This is a genomic window from Acinetobacter lwoffii, assembly GCF_024129855.1.
Lineage (GTDB): Bacteria > Pseudomonadota > Gammaproteobacteria > Pseudomonadales > Moraxellaceae > Acinetobacter > Acinetobacter lwoffii_L.
Window position 1 is genome coordinate 31,094 of record NZ_JAMXXC010000012.1, and the last position, 23,393, is coordinate 54,486.

The window sequence follows — 23,393 nt, forward strand, 5'->3', positions numbered from 1 at the left end:
AAATGCTTTTACCTAAACAGCCTGAAATTTGCTATATTTGCTGTTTTTCTGCGATCTCTATTTTCGACTGATTATGAATACGGCAATACAAGCAGCTCTCGATCATGCAGTGCACACTTTACAGGCACAAGGCGTACTCCCATCTGACTGGAACAATACAAGTAATTTGACGCGTACCAAAGACCGAAGCCATGGTGACTTTGCGTCGAATATTGCCATGATCGCGTCGAAAGCTGCGGGTATGAAGCCACGTGATTTAGCGGAAAAAATTCTTGCTGCCCTGCCTGAAGTGGCGGATATCAGCAAGGCAGAAATTGCCGGTCCTGGTTTTATTAACTTCTTCCTGAATGCTGACCAGCGCTTTGCAGTCCTTGATCAAATTCAGGCACAACAGGCGACTTATGGTCGTACCCAGGTCAATGCGGATAAACGTATCCAGGTTGAATTCGTGTCTGCCAACCCGACCTCTAGCCTGCACGTAGGTCATGGTCGTGGTGCCGCGTATGGTATGACGGTTGCGAATTTGCTTGAAGCGACTGGTGCTAAAGTCGACCGCGAATACTATGTCAATGATGCTGGCCGTCAAATGGACATTCTGGCGACTTCGACTTATCTGCGCTACTTAGAATTAACGGGTCAGGAACTGGTGTTCCCGAAAAATGCCTACCAAGGTGACTACGTTAAAGAAATCGCGCAAAGCATTATTGATCAGGATGGCGACGCCTATGTACGTCCTGTGGCTGACGTGTATAAAAACGTGCCTGAAGATGTACAGTTTGCAGCTGAGTTAGATGCAGATGGTAATAAAGTCGTATTGTCTGGCGATAAAGAAAAACACATCGATGGTTTGATCTTTAACTCACAAGCGTTAATTGGCACAGGCTACCGCGTATTCTTGCAAGCCGCGCTTAAAGCTATCTTAGATGATATTAAAGATGACCTGGGCGAGTTTGGTGTAACCTTCAATCAATGGTTCAGCGAAGAATCATTGACAGACAAAATTGAAGAAGCCTTACAGACCTTAGATCAGCGTGGTTTCCTGTATGAACTGGATGGCAACATCTGGTTTAAATCCACTGCATTCGGCGATGAAAAAGACCGTGTGGTGAAACGCCGTAATGGCCAGACCACTTACTTCGCGTCTGACATCGCTTACCACCTGAACAAGTTACAGCGTGGCTATACCGATATTATTGATATCTGGGGTTCAGATCACCACGGTTATATCGCACGTGTAAAAGCGGCCATTGATGCGCTAGGCTATGACTCGAAGAAATTAACGGTTCTTCTGGTTCAGTTCGTAAGTCTTTGGCGTGGCGGCGAAATGGTACAAATGTCATCCCGTTCAGGCCAGTTTGTGACCTTGCGTGATCTGCGTAAAGAAGTCGGCAATGATGCTGCACGTTTTTACTACGTAATGCGTAAGTCTGAACAGCACATTGATTTTGACTTGGATCTTGCTGTGTCACAAAGCAAGGACAACGCCGTGTATTACATCCAGTATGCACATGCCCGTATCTGTCGTATGTTAGAAAAAGCAGCTTCTACCAATGTCAACTTTGATGCTATAGCAGCACGTAATTTGGCGGCCAAGCTTGAACTTGATGCTGAAACTGAAATCCTGGCCAAGCTGGCTGCCTACCCAGAAATTCTGGTACGTGCTGCAAACAGCTATGAACCGCATCAAATTGGTAACTACCTAAAAGAACTGGCAGCATTATTCCACGGCTGGTACAACGACAATAAAGTACTCGGTGATGATGCTGAATTGACCCAAGCACGCTTATTGTTATCAGTGAACGTGCGTCAGGTACTGCGTAACGGTCTGGAACTGCTTGGCGTATCAGCTCCTGAGAGCATGTAAGCAAAACACTGTTTTGCATGCTCGCAAGGCGAGAGCTAGGCTCGAAGCAGAAATGTAAAGCACTGCTTTTACATTGATGCAAGACAAGAGCTATGCTCGAAGTGAGCATGTAAGCAAAACATTGCCGTTTATCTGCTGAGCAGACATTTTGTAACTTTAGCTATGTGCTTGAAGATACAGATAAATTAAAATTCTGTGTGATTTGTGATCTAGAGGATGACTTTTGTATCCTGATCACATAGGATGAAGTGATAGTAGGGGCATAACTGCTGTTATGCCTTTTCTATATGTCCCGATTAATAAGAGGAAAATCCCAAGTGTTTGGAAAAACGCAACGCGGTGTATCTGAAAGACCGAATAAGCCTAAAAAGCCACTTATTCCAACCTGGCTCGGCACACTCGTGATCATTTTAATCGTGTTAAGTTTTTTGATGGCACTGATGCTCTGGAAGCCATGGGAACCGGTTAAACCGAAAACTCAAACAAGTGCTGAATCTGTCCAAGAAGAAGATACCAACAAAGATTATCGTTTTTATGACCTGTTACCACAACAGCAAGTGACGCCGATTCCTGAACAGGCCGTCCCTGAAAACAAAAATCAGGATACGGTAGTGATTGTAGAAGCACCTCGACCTGAAGTGGCTACACCTGAGGCGACCACAACTGAGCCTGGTTTAGAAGCCAGCGAAGCACCCGTTGCCGCTCCGGCCAGTTATATTCTGCAAGTTCGCAGCTTTGATGATCCAGATCAGGCCGATGCCCGCCGCGCCGAAATTATTCTCAATGGTTTATCTGCCGATGTGGTACGCAGTGTAGAAAATGGCAAAGTCTGGTATCGCGTGGTTTCAGGCCCTTATGATTCTGCAGAAGCTGCAATTATCGCACAGCAAACCTTGCAGAATAGCGGGATCGATTCCATCGTCGTGAAACGGTAAATTTCTAGAAATAAAAAAAGCGCCTGATGGCGCTTTTTTTTGAACCTCTCCCTTGCGCAGCAGTGCTGCTCATGTCCTATAAGGAGAGGAAATCCCCCTTTTTTAAAAGGGGACTGAGGGGGATTTTTATTTATTCTAAACGAGAAAATATTTAATCCCTCCAACCTCCCTTTAATAAAGGGAGGGTAAAATCTTTAAACTGTATGCCCCAGCGCTTCACCCATATTCACCAAAGAATTGGCCTTGAATACGGCATCCCACTGCATTTTATTTTCTTCGAATAAAATCACTGCTGTTGAACCGAGGTAGAAACGACCCAGTTCTGCCCCTTTTTCCAGGAACAGATCATGCTGATTAAGTTCGATCCGGCCTGAAGGCTTCACTTTGCCGGTTGCCACGGTTTCAATACCCGCCACAATCATCGCACCGACCAATACCACCGCCATACGGCCGATTTCAGTATCAAACAGACAGACCATACGTTCATTGCGTGCAAACAGGCCCGGAATATTTTCTGCGGTCACCTGATTGACCGAGAATAGCTCGCCCGGTACATATAACGTTTCAGTCAAGGTGCCAGCAAATGGCATATGCACCCGATGATAATCACGTGGCGACAAATATACGGTCGCAAATTCACCGTTTTTGAATGGCTCGGCCAGTTGCGGATCAGCAATCAGTGCTTCAACGGTAAATTTCTGGCCTTTGGCCTGAAACACATCGCCATTTTCAATTTTACCCAGCTGGGAAATCGCACCATCTGCAGGCGAAACAATGCTCGTAGTATCTGGATCAACTGCACGGATACCTTCTTTTAGGGCACGGGTAAAAAATTCATTAAATGATTTGAATTTCAGGGCATTGGCCTGTTCAGCAATCGACATATCAATACCATACTGCGCCTTAAAGGCAGTAATTGCAGCAGTTTTGATAATCGGGTTTTCGCTGGCGGCAATTTTACCCACCACCCGAGACAAGCGATGTTGCGGTACTAATCGTTGAGCTTTAATAAAAAACTGTTGTTTTAAACGCGATGTGATGCTCAAGATGGCAGCTCCCCTGTAGCGATTGGACTATCGAGGCGGTTGCCCCATTCACTCCACGCACCATCATAGGCTCGAATTTTCCAGCCCAGTAAACGACCCAGAATATAGGCCAAACCTGAGCGGTGATGGGACTGGCAGTACACCACAACGGGTTGATTCAAATCAAAGCCCAGTTGTTCCAGACGCTGCTGAGTACGTGGTAAAGGCTGTAATTTTAAATGATTTTCGCGATTAAGGGCAGTACTCCATTCAAAATGACGTGCTCCCGGAATGTGACCGCCGCGTCGAGCCGCTAAACGTAGGCCAGTATATTCATCTTGCGTGCGGCAATCCCAAATTTGAACTTGTTGATTTTCAACCTGTTGGCGCAGTTCATCATAGCCAATCTGAAAATTCGCCTGATGCTCGAGATTAACCTGCAATACGTTCTTCACTGGTGCAAACTGCTCCTGACTGGAAGAAGTCGGCAAACCAGCACCGAGCCAGGCATGAATCCCGCCATTCAACAGACTGGTATTTTCAAAACCCAGACAATGTAGGTTCCAGAGCAAACGCCCTGCCCATGCCCCGCCCTCATCATCATAAGCCACCACATGATGCTCAGGAGAAATATTCAGATAATCAATGAGAGCCTGCAAGCCTTCGGTATCCGGTAACAGTCCCATCGCCGTTTCTTCCTGACGCACCAGAAGTTTAGGCTTTAAATGCAAGGCATGCGGAATATGCAGCTGCTCATACACAGAGGCACGGCTCAGGTCGACAATACGAAGTTTTTCATGGCCCAAATAGGGAACTAAATCTTCTGCCTCAATCAGCAGGCCAAAATTAAAAGCTGCAGCGGTCATCGTTATCATGGCTATTATTGGTCAAATCCTGTTGATCTTAGCACAGCTGGTTTTTACACTGATGTGCTTTCTTTGCAGATGATTAGCAAGATTTTAGCTAAACCCTGGTGTTAAATAAGCTTGCATAAAAAAACCGCCTCTATATAGAAACGGTTCTTAAAAATTATGAATTTTTCAAACTGACTTAAGCAGGTTCATTGATCTCAAAAACCTGACGCAAATAGGCCAAGAACGTATCATTATCGGTCATGGTTTTGCCCGGACTATCCGAGATTTTGGCTACTGACTGACGGTTACATTCCACCAGTTTCAGCACAATATTGAGTGGGGTTTGCCCCATATCATTGGTCAGATTGGTGCCAATGCCGAAACTGACCTGAAAACGGTCTTTAAAGTACTGATGCAATTTCCAGGCTTTTTCCAGATTCAGGCCATCACTAAAAGTCAGCATCTTGGTTTTGCTGTCTATTTTCAGCTTTTTATAATGCGCATAGGCCTTGTCACCCCATTCATAAGGGTCGCCACTATCATGACGCAAGCCATCAAATAGCTTGGCAAAGTACAGATCAAAGTCGCGCAGGAATGCATCCATCCCCACCACATCGGTCAAGGCAATACCCAAGTCACCACGATATTCCTGTACCCAGCTTTCCAGTGCAGATTTCTGGAAATTACGTAAACGTACGTCCAGCGCCTGAAAAGCTTGCAGGAATTCATGCGCCATGGTACCAATCGGGGTAATGCCCAGCTCTTTGGCTAACAGTACATTACTGGTCCCACGGAACACATGCGGTGCGGCTTTGTGAAATTCTTCGACCACATGCTTTTGCCAATCGAAACTGTAACGGCGACGCGTACCAAAATCTGACACCAAGAATGGTGGATCATTGGGGTTTTGCGCAGCATCATACTGTTTTAATAGCTCGATTTTGGCTTTTAAACGGTGTTCGCCTTCAGCCAACACTTCAGGCGTGCGAATGCGGCTGAAATACAGTTCATTGACAATCGCCAGTACGAAGATCTCGAACATCATCGCCTGAACCATCGGGCCTTCCACCACAATATCCAGACGGCCTTGACTGTCGATACTGGCCTTGATGAAACGGCGCTTGAGCTGGAATAGTTCCAGATAATCGACAAAGTCGCTTTTGATAAAACGTAAGCTTCTTAAATATTGCAGTTCATCTTCTTTGAATTTGAGCTGACACAGCAGGTCCAGTTGATGATTCAGGTCATCCAGAATATCCGTCAGTGGATAGACTGTATCTTCCAGATTACGACAACGGAAATGGTAGACACTATGCGTTTGCGGAAACTTGTGTAAGACCACTTGTAACATGGTGAATTTGTACAAGTCAGTATCTAACAGAGAATGGATAATTGGAGCCATAACTAAGGGAATATCGCTGTGCTTATCTCTGCATTAAAGCATAAAAAGTCGTGCAATAATGCAGGATTTACGTACAGCTGGCTGTATTTGCGACAAAAGTATCAGAAGCATAACCCGGTTTATTTCTGTGATTTGAACTGAGCTTTTTCCTGTTCCTGAATCAGTTTCTGCAACTGTTTTTCCTGACCAATGACCTTAGCAAATTCGGCTGTGGTCTTTTGTCCAGTTTTTTTCGCCTGGGCATCACAATCCACCTGACGCAGCTGCTTGGCAATCGCAAATTCCATCTTGAATAAAGCCCCCATCAAGGCTGTATTGCCTCGATTATCTCGAGCACAGCGGTCGGCACCATGTTTAAGCAAGCTGGCGACAATATCCTGATGACCATAATAAGTCGCCATCATCAGTGGTGTATAACCGTCTTTATTGCGTACATCGACCGGAAAGCCATGTTTTAAAAATTCGTTGATCACTTCGCTATTGCCAATTTTGGCAGCAGCAAAGAACAGGTCGACCAATTCCTGTTGTGAGTTCATCTGAACATGGTTCACAGTTTTAGCGGGGGAGATCTCCTTCGTGACAGTCACGTTTGCGAATGCGGAACCTATCGCGAGAATACTGGCTAAAAACACAGATGACATAACTTTCATGATGAACTCCAGCAGAAATCGAAGGGAAATTTAAGTCCTGAAAAACTGAATTATCCTGAGATGAGATGAAAAACGGAGTGCCTGTAAAACTCCCCCTAGGGTGCAGGAAAGGTTTGGAGTATTACAGGACTTTTTGGAGGTGATGCGCTATGCCCTAGTCACCAGTTCCTCAAGACCAATCGGGATTAGTCTTTTAATTTTGCAGCTTTGGCTTTAACAGTCGCCAGGTTACCGTTTACCGCCTTGGTCATACGTGTACCGTAGTCCGCATCTGCCTTATAGAAGTAAGACAACATGATGTGCTTGGTTTCTGAATCTTTCACTGCGCCTAAATCAGCAGCAAGGTTCATGATCAGGTCATCTTTTTCTTTAGCCGAGTATGAACGGTACAGCTCACCTGCCTGCTTGAAGTTCTGCTCTTTCACGCCAATTTGCTGTACATGACCAGATAATGGTGTTTGTACCGCACGTGCTTTTTCAGTGGCAGCTTTTGGCTCTTTACGGCTTGGCTCATAGTTCACATCCGAGTCACGCTCAGAGATATTCATGTAGCCATCCTGATTATTGTTGTTCACATTTACCACTGGACGGTTCACCGGAATTTGCTGGTGATTCGCGCCTAAACGGTACATTTGGGTATCTGAGTAAGAGAAGATGCGGCCTTGTAGCAGACGGTCTTCTGATGGCTCGATGCCCGGAACCAGATTACCTGGCGCAAATGCCGACTGTTCAGTCTCGTTGAAGAAGTTCTTCGGCATACGGTTCAGGGTTAAAGTACCGACTTTAGTTTCTGGAACCAGCTCGGTTGGCCAGATTTTAGTTGGATCTAATGGATCAAAATCAAAGCTATTTAGATCTTTAGGATCAAGCACCTGAATATACAGGTCCCATTTCGGGAAGTTACCTGCATAGATGTTGTTATAAAGATCATTGGTCAAGTGGTTGAAATCTTTACCTTGCTGCTCAGCCGCTTCTTTCACGTTCAGGCCCTTCACGCCTTGTTTAGAGCGGAAGTTGAATTTCACGTATTTGTATTCGCCTTTGTCGTTATACAGTTTGTAAGCGTGAACACCAAAACCGTCCTGTTCGCGGTAGCTGGTTGGAACACCTTGCTTGCCGTAAACATAAGTCAGCATATTGGTGGCCCATGGCTGGCTCGACAGGAAGTCAAACACGCGGTTAGCATCTTGAACATTTGTCACTGGGCTTGGCTTCATTGCGTGAATGAAGTCCGGGAATTTAATCGCATCACGAATGAAGAATACCGGTGTCTGGTTACCAACCAAGTCCCAGTTACCTTCCTGAGTATAGAATTTCAACGCAAAACCGTGTGGGTCACGTAGAGTTTCTGGTGAACCCTTACCATGAATTACGGTAGAGAAACGTAGGAAAACTGGAGTTTTAGTACCCGCTTTGAATAATGAAGCGAGGGTAAGATCAGATAGATCTTTGGTTGCAACGAATTCACCATATGCCCCTGTACCACGCGCATGCACGACACGCTCAGGAATACGCTCGCGACCAAAACGTTGTAATTTTTGTACCAGTTGAACGTCCTGAAGGAGTACTGAACCATTTGGACCCGCAGTGATCGAGTTCTGGTTATCACCGACTGGTGCCCCGTTATCTTTGGTTAATGGCGCAGCTTGTGCAGCTGTGATAGTTGCAAGCATTGCAACCAGTAATGAACGCTTAAACATTTCTAAATCTCTCAATTTATTACCTTTCCTGCATGGGCTAAGATACGCGAACGCAATAAATAGATAAAACAGATTATTTATATTAATTCAATCGCTTTAATGAATTTATGAAAATTAAGCAATTGATTTTTAGATATTTAAAGCTCATAAAATCAGCATCTCATACTGCTCCAGATTTTATTCTTGCTACAATCACCTCCATCTATCGTTATTAGTCCATATGTAAAATGCGTGCCTTATTACAAAGAGTTTTAGAAGCTAAAGTTGTGGTCGAGGGTGAAACCACCGGGGAAATTGAAAAAGGAATTCTGGTTTTTCTAGGTTTAGGTAAAGATGACAATCTGGAAAAAGGCAAAAAGCTGATTGATAAGATATTGAAATACCGCTTCTTTGATGATGAACAGGGTAAAATGGGCTGGAACGTTGCCCAGGCCGACGGTGGTTTATTGCTGGTTTCACAATTTACCTTGATGGCACAGACCCAGAAGGGTTTACGTCCAGACTTTGGCCCAGCTATGCCGCCTGCCGAGGCTAAAGCACTTTATGAGCAGCTGGTAGAATATGCCCAAAGCCAGTTTGAACATGTGCAAACCGGTATTTTTGCCGCCGACATGAAAGTGCATCTGGTCAATGATGGGCCGGTGACGTTTAATCTGGAAGTTGAATAAGTTTTAATTATTCCAGAATTCAAAAAGCCCTCATATTTGAGGGCTTTTTTTATTTAATCCTCCCCTAGCCCCTCCTTTAAAAAGGAGGGGGAACTAAGCGGAAGTTTCTTATTTACCAGTTTTTTCTTTAATAAACTGACGTACCATTTTCACTTTTTCTTTGACTGGCTTTGGCAATTTTGGTGGAATCATCTTCGCCACTTGGTTAAACCAGACCAGCAGGCCGAAGTCACCTTCCATTTTGATCGTGCCACTTTGCATGCCGGTCATAAATGCCGTCGGGTCACCTTTGACCAAGGTCTTTACACCCTGCTCACTGTCAGCAAACTGCAACACAAAATCAGCTTTTTCAGCATCACCCGAAACCGTATCGATATGACCGTTATCCACAATAATCTGACGTGCCATGCCTTCATCCGTACCAATCTGAATACGGAATTGACGTCCATGTACCAGTTCAATGAATTTTGGGCTGGTACGTGCCAACTGCTTCATACGTAAAGCTAAACCTACGACCAGTAAGTCCAGCGGATCTGTACTCATATCGACGAGAGGAAGTTTTAACACAGGAATGGACGACAGTTTCATGGAGGATGCCTATTCTAATTGTACGAAAATTGACAAATATCCTAGCATAGTTCTGGGCTAGGTGGATTATGCAGTTTGTATCATATTTCCAAACTGAAAAATGCACCCGTGGGTGCATTTTTTTCATTGCAACTTGTAGAATTAACGGCTTGAAAGCTGCTGCTGGTCGTCTTCATACACTGGCGTATGTTCGATGCAACGGCGTTTTGCCAAAGCACGCTCAGCACGACGATCTTCACGCAACAACAGGCCAGTCACGACTATCATGACCGCAGTTAACGCGCTCAGGTAACTATACGTCATTGGTAGCTCAAACCAGGTTTGAGTTCCTACACGAATCACCTCGATCAGGCCCCATACCAGCATCCCGGCCGCCATAAAGCTTAACCAGCGACGATAAGGCGAGAAGAACACAGCAAGCACAGCTACAGCGACTAAACTGAAGCCCACAATCGTTGCTAAATTCGCTGTTACCATATAACCCCCTCCATCCAGATAGATAGTTTCCGCTTGATATTGCAACGCTTCTATCTATTGAATTTCGTTAAATCAATAAAATGGAATCTGTTGATTTGTATCTCTATGCCTGCATTATGCTGAGTTTTTTGCATAAAAAAAGTCCTGTCTTCCAGCCTAACGACATACTTTGTCGCGATATTATATTGTCATTACATTTTTTGCTTTTCACATTTTTGTGGATCAATGACTGCGCCAATGTTGGCGTGTCATTACAAAATTATCAGTAGTTTTTTTAAGTGAAAAAATTATTTTTCCGTTTAAGATGATCGATGTTTTTGTAGCCATATTTCAGCTATTCCTTATATCACTCACCTCATAAGCAATAAAAAACGCGACCCAAAGGTCGCGTTTAAAATCAATCAAAGCCTGTACTTATGAACGGTTCAGGTCTTTATCATGTACGCCGAGTAGATAAAGCACACCGTCCAGACCGACGCTAGAAATCGCCTGATTGGCATTTTGGCGTACCAAAGGTTTGGCACGGAAAGCCACACCGAGTCCTGCAATGGATAACATTGGTAAGTCATTGGCGCCATCACCAACTGCAATGGTTTGTTCCAGGGAAATTCCCATTTCTTGGGCGATTTCACCAAGTAAGAGTGCTTTGCGTACGCCATCGACGATATGGCCTTTGACTTCACCGGTAACTATACCATCCTGCACATCGAGCGCGTTGGCATGCACTTCATCAATATCCAGTTTAGTTTGCAGATATTCCGCAAAATACTGAAAACCGCCAGAAAGAATTGCGGTACGGTAACCCAATGCTTTTAAAGTCGAAATCAGGCGTTCAGCCCCTTCGGTAATGGTCAGGCGCTCGGCAATTTTTGGAAGTACCGAAGCATCCATCCCTTTCAATAAAGCGACACGGGCACGGAAGCTTTGCTGGAAGTCTAGCTCGCCTTGCATGGCACGTTCGGTAATTTCTGCGACCTGCTCACCGACGCCGGCTTCAATTGCCAGTTCGTCAATGACTTCCTGCTCGATCAGGGTCGAGTCCATATCAAAGCAAACCAGACGACGGTTACGGCGATAAGCATTATCTTCCTGCACCGCAACATCGACATTCAGTTCATTCGACAGGCTGAGACAGGCCGCACGCATGGCGGCTGCATCCAGCATCTGTCCACTTAAACCAAACTGGACACAAGCACGTTTTGGCCCGCTGCTCTGGCCATCTAAAACAGGGCGACCAGACAGGCGGGTCACAGTTTCAATATTAAAGCCTTGTCCCGAGACAATCTGGGTCACGGCTTGCAGATGAGAGGCATTTAACTCAGGGGCCAATGCCGTTACGATATAACGTGTGCGTCCACCCTCTTTGACCCACTGATCATATTCAGTCGCAGAGATCGGTTTAAAGCGCACAGTTAACCCGATATCATGTGCTAGAATCAGGATCTCCTTCATGGCTAATGCTGTCGCTATCTGGTCTTCAGAGGCTACAACAATACCTAAGGTTAACTGATTATGAATAACCGCTTGCCCTACATCTAAAATCTGTAAGGAATGGGCGGACAAAACCTGCATTAATCGTGTAAATTGATTAGGCTGGTCAGGTCCTAAGAATGATATAAGAATGATTTCTCGCATGAATTGACTCGGGTCTGAGCTACAACTATTGTTAGAATCATAATCGAAATTGAACAGAATTGCCTTGGAAGTTTACGTTGAATGCGCCTAGACAAGGGCTATTTGCTAGCCTATTGATTGTAAGTTTTGCTCTGCATACCTTTTTACTGGTATTGGCAACCACTCACCAACTGAATGAAAACCGTGCCAATCAGGGACAGCTGATCACCAGTCAACTGGTGACAGACAGCCTGTCTGAGCTTGAACCGCCCAACCGCGTTTCTCTGGCGTTGCTGGCAAATCGTTATGCCACCAATCCCAGTGTAGCTTCCATCCGGATTCTGGATGCAAAAGCTCAAGTTTTAGCCACTGGCGGACTGACCAAAACTCGCGAGGGTGAAGTTTTTGTCCGTGATGCGCTGCAAAACGAGAAAAAAGTCGGTGTGATTGAAATCACCCTGATTGAGCCAAGTATTGGTGAAATTTTGCGCACGCAATGGCTGGCGATTCTGTTCTCTTTCATCATTCATGGTCTGCTCTGGGTCGCTTATCGTGCCGTGGCACGTCCAAGTCGGACTGAATATCTGGCGCGCATCAATAATGAATCACGGTTGAAATTCGAAATTCAGAACCTGACTCAGGCATTGGAACAGGAAAAGCATAATGCGGCACTGGCGATTGCCCAAGCCCAACAGGCAGTGAAAAATAAAGCCAAAGAAAAAGAACATAAGCCGGCGGTACTGGAGAGCGATAGCCTGAGCTTAAACATCCAGTTCTACGATCCAAAACAATTACTGGATAGCGTGAATAAAACCGTTTCAGTGCCTTATTTCAATCTCTGCCAGATTTTCCTGAATAAAGCCACCGAACTCTGTGTGCAACGCTATAAATTGAATAGTTCTGATATTTGTACCGTACATAAATTTGATGAAAAAGGTGCCACCATTAGTATCGCGGCAGACAAACCGAATGCCCTGGCCTGCCTGACCATGATCAGTGCCGTGTTCCAGCTGCTTTCGGAAGTGCTGTATAAACGCTATCGTGAAGAAAAACGTTTTGTGCTACAAACCCGTAGCGCGATTGCCTCTAAAGTCGAGGAGATGCAGCTCAGCTCGGTACAGGCCGCTGAGCGCCTGACTCAGCATCTGGTCGCGAAAGAAAGTGCCTTACATGTACCGAACACCTTGCTGAAAGATGTGAGTGATCACTTCCAGCTGGTCAGCATGCCGAATCCAACCAATGTCCTGACCCGTCACGCTTTTGTGGTGAATGGGATGGATGCTGAAAGCGCCGAGCTGGCACAGACTTTTAGAACTGAAATTCTAAAATCCAAACAGTCCAAAGCCTCATAAATATCCTTGAATGTTTTAATTAAAAAAGCCGGATCCAACATCCGGCTTTTTTATGGGTACAAAACAAATACGCCAGTGTGTCTTGGCCTATCTCTTAAATTTTTAACTGTTTCTGTTCCAGCAGATATTGCTGGGCATTATAAGGCTGGGCCGGATCCTGACAGGGGACTTTATGCCACTGACCCTCGGCATCTAACTCCCATGCATTGTGACAATCTTTTAAATAGCTGATCAGGCCATCTTTATAAATCCGTTTTTTCAGCTCTGGATCCAGCACCGGGAAACAGGTTTCCACCCGGGAAAACAGGTTACGGCCCATCCAGTCGGCACTGGCACAATACAGTTTCTTGGCACCGCCATGTTCAAAATAATAAACCCGGGTATGTTCCAGGAAACGTCCTACGATTGAACGGACCTGGATATTTTCAGACATACCGGTAACTTGTGGAATCAGACAGCAGATTGAACGCACAATCAGGTCAATTTTTACCCCAGCCTGCGAAGCCTGATACAGGGCAGCAATCAATTGCGGTTCGGTAAGTGCATTCACTTTGATGATGATATGCGCGGCTCTGCCGGCCAGGGCAAATGCCTTTTCCTGTTCAATCAGTTTCAGCAATTCGCTATGCAGGGTAAACGGTGCATGCAGCAAGGCTTTCAGTTTGGCCATTTTCCCCATACCAGTCAGTTCCTGGAACATGCGGTGCACATCTTCACAGATATCCGGCTGTGTGGTCATCAGGCCATAATCGGTGTACATGCGGGCATTACCGGCATGATAGTTTCCGGTACCCAGATGCGCATAACGCAGTAATTCCTGATTTTCACGCCGGACAATCAGAATCATTTTGGCATGGGTTTTATAACCGACAATGCCATAGACCACGACCGCGCCGGCTTCTTGCAGGATATTGGCCACCATGATGTTAGATTCTTCATCAAAACGCGCCCGCAGTTCAATCACAGCCGTGACTTCCTTGCCATTCCGTGCAGCCTCTGCCAGCACCTGAACGATTTCCGAGTCTGGCCCACTACGGTACAGCGTCTGCTTGATCGCCAGCACCGCCGGGTCCTTGGCCGCTTCGCGCAGTAAAGTAATCACCGGCTGGAATGAATCAAAAGGATGATGCAGCAGTACATCCTGTGCCTTTAAAATTTCAAAAATACTTTTCTGTTTACGGAAAATTTTGGGAATGACCGGACTAAAATGCGGATACTTTAATTCCGGACGCTCAAAGCTGGTACTCAGACGGGACAAATTGATCGGTCCATCAATCCGGTACAGTTCCTGTTCCGTCAAATCAAATTCATCTAGCAAATAGTCGATGATATTCTGTGGAGAGTCATTTTCAATTTCCAGACGTACTGCACGACCAAAGCGGCGCGAACATAGTTCGTCTTTTAAAGCCACCGCCAGATCATCAACATCTTCCGATAGTACCAGATCGGCATTGCGGGTGACCCGAAAGGCATAACATCCGGTCGCTTTCATGCCCGGGAACAAATCACTGATATGCTGCTGGATGATCGCGGTCAGAAAAATCTGGGTGGTATTGTTTCCAGTGACGTCTTCCGGAATTTTAATCAGGCACGGTAAGGAACGTGGTGCTGGCACAATCGCCATCTCGATTTCACGGCCAAAGGCATCTTTACCTTCCAAGCTGATAATAAAGTTCAGACTTTTATTCACCAAACGTGGAAAAGGATGTGAAGGATCCAGACTGATCGGGGTCAATACCGGTTGCACTTCTTTGGCAAAAAAGGCTGCAATCCAGGCCTTATGTTTTTCCAGAAGATCCTGGTATTGAAGAAACTGAATCCCTTGCGCCTGAAGTTCAGGCAAAACTGCATGATTCAGAACCTCATACTGCTTGTTAACTGTGGCATGAATGGACTGGGACAGTTGTTGTAGAACCAGCTCGGTAGGTACAGCATCAGGCGTCCGGGTAGTCGCATTCAGGTCTTGCTGTTTCATCAGCCCGGCAATCCTGATTTCAAAGAACTCATCCAGGTTACGGGAAAAAATAATCAGGAAGTTTAAGCGCTCTAAAATCGGTAAATTCGGATCGAGTGCTTGTGCCAAGACACGACGCTGAAATTCAAATAAGGAAAGTTCCCGATTAAAATAGGTCGCTGACGAATGCTGAAATTGTTCCATGCCCTCTCAATGCTGCTGATTACAGTCTGTTGTTTCACATCATTGAGGGGCGATCTTAGGCAGACTTCATGACACTTATGTTACAAAGCTCGATAAATCCATATAAATTAATATTCTAACTTTTTCACATTATAAAAAATCATGTTCTAGCTTGTTGTGTGCTGTCCTCAAACTGCAATTAGGTGTCTGTTTTTTCAGTTTGTCTGGCAGCCCAATAAGTGGCTAAAGCTGGTCCTGAAATATTATGCCACAGGCTAAAAATGGCGCTTGGCAAAGCCGTCATTGGAGATGCAGCAAAATGGGTTGCCGCCAAAGCCACACCCAGACCAGAATTCTGCATCCCGACTTCAATGGATACTGCACGACAGTCTATTTCTGCCAAGTGAAATATACGACTGGCCCAATAACCCAGTAAATAGCCCATACCATTGTGTAAGGCCACGATTCCTAAAATCATTAAACCGGACTCCAGAATCTGGGTTTTGCTGCCGGCAATAATCGCCGCGACAATTGCCACAATCGCAATTACAGAAATTAACGGCATGACCTGAATATAGGCCGTGACTTTTTGCTTGAGTAGCGCCCGTACGATTAAGCCCAGAATAATTGGGAATAACACCACCTGTAAGATCGACACCAGCATCGACCAGGCATTGATCTCAATCCACTGACTGGCCAACACATAGAAAATGGCCGGAGTTAAAATGGGCGCCAGTAAAGTCGAAACCGAGGTACAGGCGACCGACAAGGCAGTATTGCCCTTGGCCATATAGGTAATCACATTGGATGCAGTTCCGCCCGGACAGCAACCCACCAAGATTACCCCGATGGCAATCTCTGGTGGCAGCTGGAACAGCTTGCACAGCAAAAAGGCCAAACCCGGCATCACCATAAACTGGGCGACGACGCCAATCGCTACTGCCTTCGGACTTTGCAAGACACTTTTAAAATCTCCGACGGTCATGGTCATGCCCATGCCGAACATGATGATGCCCAACATCCACGGAATATAAGCCCGTAACCAGACAAAAACTTCAGGGATCATCAAGGCAATGCCGGAAAAAAGCAGCACCCATAAAGCAAAGGTTTTTTGGACAAATTGGCTAAACTGGAGCAAGGCTGACATGGGTTTCATCCAGGTGACATTAAGGGAGAAAAAGCAAGATAAAACAGGCACCCGTTGATGCCTGAATTTTTATATTCAAATATAAATAAGATCAAAGGGATATTAAGTTCTATCCCTATCCAGTGTTAAGCTGCTTGAACAATATCTTTCACATAGATACGTTTTACGCCATGCGACAGCATATCTTGCCAGGCATGTTGCAAGGAACCATTCAGGTCAATGCCCTTGGTGGCATCGGCAATCACATAGGTTTTAAAGCCCAGTTTGCAGGCATCGATTGCAGTCCAGGCCACACAAAAGTCCGTAGCAATCCCGACCACAAATACGGTATCAATCCCACGTTCACGCAGATAGCCGGCAAGACCCGTCGGGGTTTTCTGGTCAGCTTCCATAAAGGCCGAGTAACTGTCGATCTGGGAATGAAAACCCTTGCGAATGATGAGTTGTGCTTGCGGTAAATTTAAATCCGGATGCAGTTCGGCATCGCGTGTCCCTTGCACACAATGCTTTGGCCATAAGACCTGAGTGCCATAATCCAGCTGAATGCTGTCATAGGCTACTTTGCCGGGGTGGTTGTCTGCAAAAGAAATATGGTTATCCGGATGCCAGTCTTGGGTCAGGATAATATGCTTAAAATGCTGCCCCAATAGATTAATATTTGGAATAATCTGGTCAGCATTGGCTACAGCCAGATTGCCTCCCGGGGTAAATCCTCTTTGTACGTCTACGACCAGTAAAGCAACATTATTCTGCATCTGTTTTCATCCATTGAAATCTCGATTTATGCCCAAGCATAGCGCAAAATACCTCAGGATTTTTAGCTCTACGGTTAAAAATGGCATGACTGTGTATTCTCGGCATGTGTATATGAGCAGATCAATAGATTCATTGTTTTTGACAAATATGAGATGAGTTCCGGGCTTGTATCAAGCTAGATCTCTGCAAAAAAAATAAGTTTTAAGATAAAGTGATGAGTCTTTTTAATAATAAAACAGTGTATTTAATTCTTAAATTCTGAAAATAAAAAAGCCTGCAAGAGCAGGCTTTTTTAAATCGTTGAACCTTACACTTTAGTGCGGTTCACCAGGAACAGCATACATAATGCAGAGATGATGATACATGGGATCGCAGCGCTAATGACTCCCGCAGCACCAAAACCTGCTGTCAATAACTGACCGGCAATGACTGGACCCAGCATGGCACCGATACGGCCAACTGCAGACGCAACACCAACACCAGTACCACGCACTTCTGTGGGATAAACGATACTACCGAAGGCATACAGTACACCCTGACAGCCAATCACGAAGGCACCGGCCAATGCGGCTGCCATATACATCTGGTTCAGCGAGCTTGCGCCATTCAGCGCCAACAGACCTGCCAGAATACCGCCGTACATCAACAGGATCACATAGGCTTTCTTCCAGCGGTCGGTCAGCATACCCAAAATAATCGTACCAATCGTCGCTGTCACCATGAAGTAGAATTGTGCAGTTGAAGCATCTTTACGGGTAAAGCCAAGTTCCATAAACAATGATGGCAACCAGCTCAACATGATGTAAACCACCATCAAGGTAAAGAAGTAGCTCACCCAGATACATAGCGTACGTAACAGGTTGTCCGAATTAAACAGGTCCTTGAATGAACCCTGCGGTGCAACAGCAAGTTCTGCAGCCGTTTTATTCTGTGCTTTCAGGTATTCCTTCGATTCAGGCAAAAATAACATCATCAGCGGAATGGCAAGAATCGGTAACAGACCACCGAGATAAAAAACATTCTTCCAATTAGCACCAAATTCAGTCGCTGCAATTAAAGACAAAATCGCTGCACCGACTGGCATACCGCAGTACATCAAGCCCACTGCACGGCCACGATTTTGTGGAGAGACTGCTTCAGAAGCAAGTGTGATCAGAATTGGCATCGCGCCGCCCAGACCTGCTCCAGCCAGGAAACGCACTGCCAGCAAGCTGTTAAAGCTATTGACCCAGACGGTACATAAGGTAAATACAGCAAATACTGCTGTCGACCAGATCAAGACTTTCTTACGGCCAATGCGGTCCGCAAATCGCCCACCAACCAGTGCACCCGGTAATAAACCCAGAATCCCTGCACTAAAAAACACACCCAACTGGGAACTATCGAGACCAAAATGCTCACGAATACCTGCAGCAGCAATTCCGGCTGCCTGAATATCTAAGCCTTCAATCACCGCAATCAGAAAACAGATCGCGACCGTGACGATAGCATGCTTATTGTCTGATTTTTCCATTGGATTATCCTTGTTCAATCAGCATTACAAAAGACAGCCATCATCTATGAGCCTGATTGCAGAAATAACTATCAATAAGTTGAACATTTTGCTTAGATATTCCCAAAGGAGTAGAGGCAGATAAAAATAGGATAAGACCAGATAAAGTCGCAAAAACACTTAATCAGAACACCATAAAGTTCAAGACTTAGAGTTTAAAGCTTATACATCAAGTTAAAAAATTAACCGATAAGAAAAAAATTCTCAATCTATTGATATTTAAAAAAGATTAGTCTTAGTCGTTTTTGACTTTATTTGTTTTGGTGCGAGAGTGCGATCAAGATGTAAGAGGTCTCAATTTATCCAATATAACTATTAATCAAAAATCAAAAGGCATAAAAATGGCAGATTTCAGCTGATCTTTTTGCACAAGCCTTATCATTATTGGGTTCATTTGGGGCAATATCCTCTTTTGTTTAGACTGGAGACATAACTTTGGTCTCAGGATTTTGCTTTATAAATCATCTTATTTATTACTTGATTGTTTCCAAAAGGCTTTGTATAAAGAATTCAGTAGCTTTTACTAAAGCATATTGTTCTTATGCGTTTGATCAGTCATAATTTGCATAAGCAATATTCAATTCAATGCAAATCTATTGAATTTGCTATAAATCAAAATACAAATCCATCCCAATTTATGTTTTCTCATTCCTTTCGGATGGACAAATAGGATAGTTTTTTAAAATGACTCAGCAAGCACAGACCATTCAAGGTTCCATAGTCGCAATCGTCACCCCTATGTTTGAAGATGGCAGCGTAGATTGGAAGGGTCTCGAGAAGCTGGTTGAATGGCATATTGCAGAGGGCACCAACAGTATTGTTGCTGTTGGAACGACAGGCGAAGCCTCTACTCTCAGCATGAGTGAACACACCCAGGTGATCAAAGAAATCATTCGTGTGGCCAACAAACGTATTCCTATTATTGCTGGTACAGGTGCAAACTCGACCCGTGAAGCGATCGAACTGACTCGCGAAGCCAAAGAGCTAGGGGCAGATGCCGCTTTACTGGTGACGCCGTATTATAATAAACCGACTCAGGAAGGCTTATACCAGCATTATAAAGCCATTGCTGAAGCGGTTGACCTGCCACAGATTCTTTATAATGTTCCAGGCCGTACCGGTGTGGATATGGCCAATGAAACCGTGATTCGTCTGGCGGATATTCCACAAATTATCGGTATTAAAGATGCGACTGGCGATGTACCGCGCGGTGCTGAATTGCTACAAGGCCTTGTAGGCAAAGATATGACTGTTTATTCGGGTGATGATGCGACTGCATATCAACTGATCGGACATGGCGCCAAAGGTAATATCTCGGTCACGGCAAACGTGGCTCCGAAAGCCATGAGCGAAGTGTGTGCCGCTGCCATTGCTGGTGATGCAGCCACAGCTGAACAGCTAAATGCTCAGGTTGCAAATTTACACAATATTTTATTTTGCGAATCGAACCCAATTCCTGTGAAATGGGCACTCCATGACATGGGCTTAATTGGTACAGGTATTCGCCTTCCATTAACACCACTTGCAGAACAATATCGCGCTCCGCTTCATGAAGCACTGGTAGAAGCGGGCGTTATTAAATAAAAGAGCACAAGATTATGCAATTACGTTTAGGACTTAGCCTTACACTTTCAGTATTCAGTTTGGCAGGTTGTAGTTCAATGGCCTTTAATAACGGCACTTTAGACTATAAAGAGACTACTACCCTGGAAGCTTTACAATATCCTGAAGGCGCCATGGTTCGTCCTGCAACGCCATTGTATCCTGCTCCAATAGTTGATCCACTTGCAATTGAACATGCACCGAAGCTTGAAAACCAGCGTGGCAACCGTTTTGCCTTGCCACGTCCACAAGCCCAGACTGAAAACTCAAATACAGCTGATCTGACCGAAACCAATACGGTGGGTAAACCACAGTTGGTCACTGACGGAAATCTTAATCCGCTGCTTAAAATTGAGGGAAATTCTGCTACAATTTGGCAATATACACTTGCCACCCTCAGCAGTCTGAATCATAGCATTGTTGCTCAGAGCAAAAATCGTTATGAAGTCACGATTAAGGTCGATCAGCAGACTTATGTATTAAGATTATCTTCTGTCGGTTCAAGTAATAACCTCGCTGTGTTCAATGCCGATAACAGTTTTGCCGACAGTGAAAAAGCCGCAGAACTGCTCAACCAGATTTACCAAAATTGGCCAGCCTAGACATTTCTAGGCATTTTTTTTGTAAAAGGTTCCCTCATGTTAAAACAAACCTTGCTCTATACTGGTAAAGCGAAATCTGTCTACACCACAGACAGTTCAGACCATCTGATTTTAGTCTTTCGCGATGATGCCTCAGCATTCAATGGCGAAAAAATTGAGCAACTAGATCGTAAAGGCAAGGTGAACAACCGTTTTAACGCCTTCATCATGGAAAAACTGGCAGAAGCGGGAATTGAGACCCACTTTGAAAAGCTACTGACTCCAAATGAAGTGCTGGTGAAAAAACTGGATATGATCCCGGTTGAATGTGTGATCCGTAACTATGCAGCAGGTTCTTTATGCCGCCGCCTGGGTGTGGAAGAAGGCAAGGAACTGACTCCTCCAACATTTGAATTGTTCTTTAAAGATGATGCGCTTGGCGATCCAATGGTCAATGAGTCACAAGCCATTGCTTTAGGTTGGGCGACTGCTGAACAATTGGCGAAAATGAAAGAATTGACTTACCAAGTGAACGACGTGCTTAAAGCATTGTTTGACGCAGGTAATATGATTCTGGTTGATTTTAAGCTTGAATTCGGCGTGTTCCACGACCGTATCGTACTTGGTGATGAATTCTCTCCAGACGGTTGCCGTCTATGGGACAAAGACACCAAGAAAAAACTAGATAAAGACCGTTTCCGTCAAGGTTTAGGCGGCGTAGTTGAAGCCTATGAAGAAGTAGCCGGCCGTTTAGGTATCAATCTAGACAACATCTAATCTGTAAATGCGCAGATTCGAAAAAACCGAGCTTTTTAGCTCGGTTTTTTATTTCCGGCTTTTAATCGGAAAAATAAATTTTTATTATTAAAATGATCGTTTTTACATCAAAAACTACATGTATTAATATTATCACATACCAGGCAAATCAGTGAGTTGACGCACTTTACTCCATATTTTCCGACCAAATTTCTCCTCTACCCTCTAGGATGTTATCTCCCTCAAAAACATCCTACTTTCAGCCCAATTCGCCTTGAATTGGGCTTTTTTTTAATCTGTTCAATTAGTTGGGATACCCAGCTTTATTGCTGCTGTTGTTGCTGTTGCCAACGGCGTTGCTGTAAACGCTCCCCTTCAACTTCACGTTTATTACGTGCTGATTCATACAGTTTGGTATCCTTCAGTTCTGGCGGCATATATTCCTGTAGCACAAAATGCTCAGGATAATTATGCGGATACAGATAATCCACGCCATAGCCCTGCTCTTTCATCAGCTTGGTTGGCGCATTTCTTAAATGCAAAGGCACTGGCAAATTTGAAGTTTTATCTGCGAGTTCCATCGCCTTGTTAATCGCCAGATAAGTACTGTTACTTTTGGCACTGGTCGCCAGATAAACCGCACATTGTCCCAAAATAATCCGGCATTCCGGCATGCCTACGGCTTGCACAGAACGGAAACACTCACCAGCCAATAGCAAGGCATTTGGATTCGAGTTGCCGATATCTTCGGATGCGGCAATCAACATGCGCCGTGCAATAAACACCGGATCTTCGCCGCCTTTGAGCATGCGAGCCATCCAGTACAAGGCTGCATCCGGATCACTGCCACGAATTGATTTAATAAAGGCCGAGACCAGATCATAGTGCTGTTCACCGGACTTGTCATAACGGGCAATATTCTGCTGTGCGACTTTGACCACCACCGCATTGGTGATGATATTTTCCATATCCGCTTCAAAGGTACTAGCAATCAGATCCAGCAAATTCAGTGCCTTGCGGGCATCTCCTGCTGCGAACTGGATCAGGGCATCAAATTCTTCAATCAGGATATGTCTTTCCTGCAAGAAAGAGTCATTTTGCAAGGCTTGTGTCAACAAAGTCTGAATCGATTCAGCGCTCAATGCATTCAGGCTATATACCTGACAACGTGACAATAAGGCACTATTCACTTCAAAAGACGGGTTTTCCGTGGTGGCTCCAATTAAGGTAATTTTCCCTTTCTCGACCGCATTTAATAAAGCGTCCTGCTGGGATTTATTAAAACGGTGAATTTCATCAATAAATACCACGGGTGTCAGCAAATCGCCACCCTCGGCAATGATTTCACGCAGTTCTTTTACCCCGGTATTCAGGGCAGACAGACTGATAAAAGGCCGGTCTACCGCTTGAGCCAGCAGTAAGGCAATGGTGGTTTTGCCGACTCCGGGAGGTCCCCAGAAAATAATCGAAGGCAGATGCCCCTGATCAATCATCTGGCGTAAGGGCGCATGTTCCCCCAGCAAATGTTCCTGCCCGATAATCTGTGTAAGGTCACGTGGCCGTAAACGTTCTGGAAGCGGGATATGACTATCTGACATGTTATTATTGGCTCAAACTAAATTATGATCTCATTCTAACACCAGCAGTTTTGATTCCAAGAATGCAAACATCAAGCATAAAAAATTAATTTATGGAGATATCCTCTATTTTTTTAATTCTGAATGAATTAATCT

General features: G+C 44.9%; 20 protein-coding genes. 7 read left to right on the forward strand and 13 right to left on the reverse strand.

Annotated elements, in window-relative coordinates:
* Positions 1-73: 73 nt before the first annotated feature.
* The gene (argS, locus tag NI465_RS10210; protein WP_180087169.1) at positions 74-1,864 is read left to right on the forward strand and encodes an arginine--tRNA ligase; all 1,791 of its coding nucleotides are present in this window, start codon (positions 74-76) and stop codon (positions 1,862-1,864) included.
* A gap of 317 nt (positions 1,865-2,181) precedes the next feature.
* Positions 2,182-2,799: an SPOR domain-containing protein gene (locus NI465_RS10215; protein ID WP_005245641.1), complete on the forward strand. Its 618-nt coding sequence runs from the start codon at positions 2,182-2,184 to the stop codon at positions 2,797-2,799.
* 194 nt (positions 2,800-2,993) lie between these two features.
* On the opposite strand, the gene asd is transcribed toward NI465_RS10215, so the two are convergent.
* The 5 genes from asd to NI465_RS10240 all read right to left on the reverse strand — a co-directional run bounded on the left by asd (position 2,994) and on the right by NI465_RS10240 (position 8,430).
* Complete coding sequence (gene asd / locus NI465_RS10220; RefSeq protein WP_180087170.1) at positions 2,994-3,845, reverse strand: archaetidylserine decarboxylase; 852 nt, start codon at positions 3,843-3,845, stop codon at positions 2,994-2,996.
* Complete coding sequence (locus NI465_RS10225) at positions 3,842-4,690, reverse strand: sulfurtransferase (protein WP_005094948.1); 849 nt, start codon at positions 4,688-4,690, stop codon at positions 3,842-3,844. The genes asd and NI465_RS10225 overlap by 4 nt, the downstream gene beginning before the upstream one ends.
* 184 nt (positions 4,691-4,874) lie before the next feature.
* Positions 4,875-6,080: a nicotinate phosphoribosyltransferase gene (pncB, locus tag NI465_RS10230; protein WP_004729084.1), complete on the reverse strand. Its 1,206-nt coding sequence runs from the start codon at positions 6,078-6,080 to the stop codon at positions 4,875-4,877.
* A 119-nt stretch (positions 6,081-6,199) separates the two neighbouring features.
* A complete protein-coding gene (locus NI465_RS10235) occupies positions 6,200-6,730 on the reverse strand; it encodes an ankyrin repeat domain-containing protein (RefSeq protein ID WP_180180788.1) in 531 nt (176 codons plus the stop codon).
* Between the two features lie 185 nt (positions 6,731-6,915).
* Positions 6,916-8,430 carry a catalase gene (locus NI465_RS10240; protein ID WP_253145178.1) on the reverse strand — a complete coding sequence of 505 codons (1,515 nt, stop codon included), beginning with the start codon at positions 8,428-8,430 and terminating at the stop codon, positions 6,916-6,918.
* Between the two features lie 227 nt (positions 8,431-8,657).
* Here NI465_RS10240 and dtd point away from each other — a divergent pair, with 227 nt between their 5' ends.
* Entirely contained in the window at positions 8,658-9,098 is a 441-nt protein-coding gene (gene dtd / locus NI465_RS10245; protein ID WP_005094942.1) for a D-aminoacyl-tRNA deacylase, read from the forward strand.
* A 108-nt stretch (positions 9,099-9,206) separates the two neighbouring features.
* On the opposite strand, the gene NI465_RS10250 is transcribed toward dtd, so the two are convergent.
* From NI465_RS10250 to serB, 3 genes are all read right to left on the reverse strand, one after another.
* A complete protein-coding gene (locus tag NI465_RS10250; protein ID WP_253138265.1) occupies positions 9,207-9,686 on the reverse strand; it encodes an SCP2 sterol-binding domain-containing protein in 480 nt (159 codons plus the stop codon).
* A gap of 141 nt (positions 9,687-9,827) precedes the next feature.
* Positions 9,828-10,163, reverse strand: a complete 336-nt coding sequence (aciT, locus tag NI465_RS10255) for a ciprofloxacin tolerance protein AciT (protein ID WP_253145180.1) — start codon at positions 10,161-10,163, stop codon at positions 9,828-9,830.
* Positions 10,164-10,577: 414 nt separating this feature from the next.
* Complete coding sequence (gene serB, locus NI465_RS10260; protein ID WP_253145182.1) at positions 10,578-11,798, reverse strand: phosphoserine phosphatase SerB; 1,221 nt, start codon at positions 11,796-11,798, stop codon at positions 10,578-10,580.
* Between the two features lie 77 nt (positions 11,799-11,875).
* Between serB and NI465_RS10265 the strand changes: the two genes are divergently transcribed.
* Positions 11,876-13,129: a hypothetical protein gene (locus NI465_RS10265; RefSeq protein WP_005245633.1), complete on the forward strand. Its 1,254-nt coding sequence runs from the start codon at positions 11,876-11,878 to the stop codon at positions 13,127-13,129.
* Positions 13,130-13,223: 94 nt separating this feature from the next.
* Here the strand turns inward: NI465_RS10265 and ppk1 are convergent, their stop codons facing one another.
* The 4 genes from ppk1 to mhpT form a co-directional block, all read right to left on the reverse strand.
* Entirely contained in the window at positions 13,224-15,287 is a 2,064-nt protein-coding gene (ppk1, locus tag NI465_RS10270) for a polyphosphate kinase 1 (RefSeq protein WP_180087173.1), read from the reverse strand.
* Between the two features lie 178 nt (positions 15,288-15,465).
* Entirely contained in the window at positions 15,466-16,413 is a 948-nt protein-coding gene (locus NI465_RS10275; RefSeq protein WP_184413457.1) for a bile acid:sodium symporter family protein, read from the reverse strand.
* Positions 16,414-16,538: 125 nt separating this feature from the next.
* Entirely contained in the window at positions 16,539-17,168 is a 630-nt protein-coding gene (pncA, locus tag NI465_RS10280; RefSeq protein ID WP_005105311.1) for a bifunctional nicotinamidase/pyrazinamidase, read from the reverse strand.
* A 308-nt stretch (positions 17,169-17,476) separates the two neighbouring features.
* Positions 17,477-18,682 carry a 3-(3-hydroxy-phenyl)propionate transporter MhpT gene (gene mhpT / locus NI465_RS10285; RefSeq protein WP_253145184.1) on the reverse strand — a complete coding sequence of 402 codons (1,206 nt, stop codon included), beginning with the start codon at positions 18,680-18,682 and terminating at the stop codon, positions 17,477-17,479.
* Positions 18,683-19,405: 723 nt separating this feature from the next.
* On the opposite strand from mhpT, the gene dapA reads away from it, so the two are divergent.
* Genes dapA through purC form a run of 3 tightly spaced genes read left to right on the forward strand, consistent with a single transcriptional unit; the run spans position 19,406 to position 21,681 of the window.
* A complete protein-coding gene (gene dapA / locus NI465_RS10290) occupies positions 19,406-20,305 on the forward strand; it encodes a 4-hydroxy-tetrahydrodipicolinate synthase (RefSeq protein WP_004281249.1) in 900 nt (299 codons plus the stop codon).
* Positions 20,306-20,319: 14 nt separating this feature from the next.
* Entirely contained in the window at positions 20,320-20,925 is a 606-nt protein-coding gene (locus NI465_RS10295; protein ID WP_253145185.1) for a lipoprotein-34 precursor (NlpB), read from the forward strand.
* Positions 20,926-20,961: 36 nt separating this feature from the next.
* Positions 20,962-21,681, forward strand: a complete 720-nt coding sequence (gene purC, locus NI465_RS10300) for a phosphoribosylaminoimidazolesuccinocarboxamide synthase (protein WP_004281247.1) — start codon at positions 20,962-20,964, stop codon at positions 21,679-21,681.
* 302 nt (positions 21,682-21,983) lie between these two features.
* Here the strand turns inward: purC and NI465_RS10305 are convergent, their stop codons facing one another.
* Entirely contained in the window at positions 21,984-23,258 is a 1,275-nt protein-coding gene (locus NI465_RS10305) for a replication-associated recombination protein A (RefSeq protein WP_180087177.1), read from the reverse strand.
* Positions 23,259-23,393: the final 135 nt, after the last annotated feature.

Coding starts and splice junctions, on each gene's coding strand:
- ppk1 (WP_180087173.1), bottom strand. CDS start 15,287: ATGGAACAATTTCAGCATTCGTCAGCGACCTATTTTAATCGGGAACTT.
- NI465_RS10305 (WP_180087177.1), bottom strand. CDS start 23,258: ATGTCAGATAGTCATATCCCGCTTCCAGAACGTTTACGGCCACGTGAC.
- aciT (WP_253145180.1), bottom strand. CDS start 10,163: ATGGTAACAGCGAATTTAGCAACGATTGTGGGCTTCAGTTTAGTCGCT.
- serB (WP_253145182.1), bottom strand. CDS start 11,798: ATGCGAGAAATCATTCTTATATCATTCTTAGGACCTGACCAGCCTAAT.
- purC (WP_004281247.1), top strand. CDS start 20,962: ATGTTAAAACAAACCTTGCTCTATACTGGTAAAGCGAAATCTGTCTAC.
- dapA (WP_004281249.1), top strand. CDS start 19,406: ATGACTCAGCAAGCACAGACCATTCAAGGTTCCATAGTCGCAATCGTC.
- NI465_RS10275 (WP_184413457.1), bottom strand. CDS start 16,413: ATGTCAGCCTTGCTCCAGTTTAGCCAATTTGTCCAAAAAACCTTTGCT.
- NI465_RS10240 (WP_253145178.1), bottom strand. CDS start 8,430: ATGTTTAAGCGTTCATTACTGGTTGCAATGCTTGCAACTATCACAGCT.
- argS (WP_180087169.1), top strand. CDS start 74: ATGAATACGGCAATACAAGCAGCTCTCGATCATGCAGTGCACACTTTA.
- pncB (WP_004729084.1), bottom strand. CDS start 6,080: ATGGCTCCAATTATCCATTCTCTGTTAGATACTGACTTGTACAAATTC.
- NI465_RS10235 (WP_180180788.1), bottom strand. CDS start 6,730: ATGAAAGTTATGTCATCTGTGTTTTTAGCCAGTATTCTCGCGATAGGT.
- NI465_RS10295 (WP_253145185.1), top strand. CDS start 20,320: ATGCAATTACGTTTAGGACTTAGCCTTACACTTTCAGTATTCAGTTTG.
- mhpT (WP_253145184.1), bottom strand. CDS start 18,682: ATGGAAAAATCAGACAATAAGCATGCTATCGTCACGGTCGCGATCTGT.
- NI465_RS10250 (WP_253138265.1), bottom strand. CDS start 9,686: ATGAAACTGTCGTCCATTCCTGTGTTAAAACTTCCTCTCGTCGATATG.
- NI465_RS10225 (WP_005094948.1), bottom strand. CDS start 4,690: ATGACCGCTGCAGCTTTTAATTTTGGCCTGCTGATTGAGGCAGAAGAT.
- dtd (WP_005094942.1), top strand. CDS start 8,658: ATGCGTGCCTTATTACAAAGAGTTTTAGAAGCTAAAGTTGTGGTCGAG.
- pncA (WP_005105311.1), bottom strand. CDS start 17,168: ATGCAGAATAATGTTGCTTTACTGGTCGTAGACGTACAAAGAGGATTT.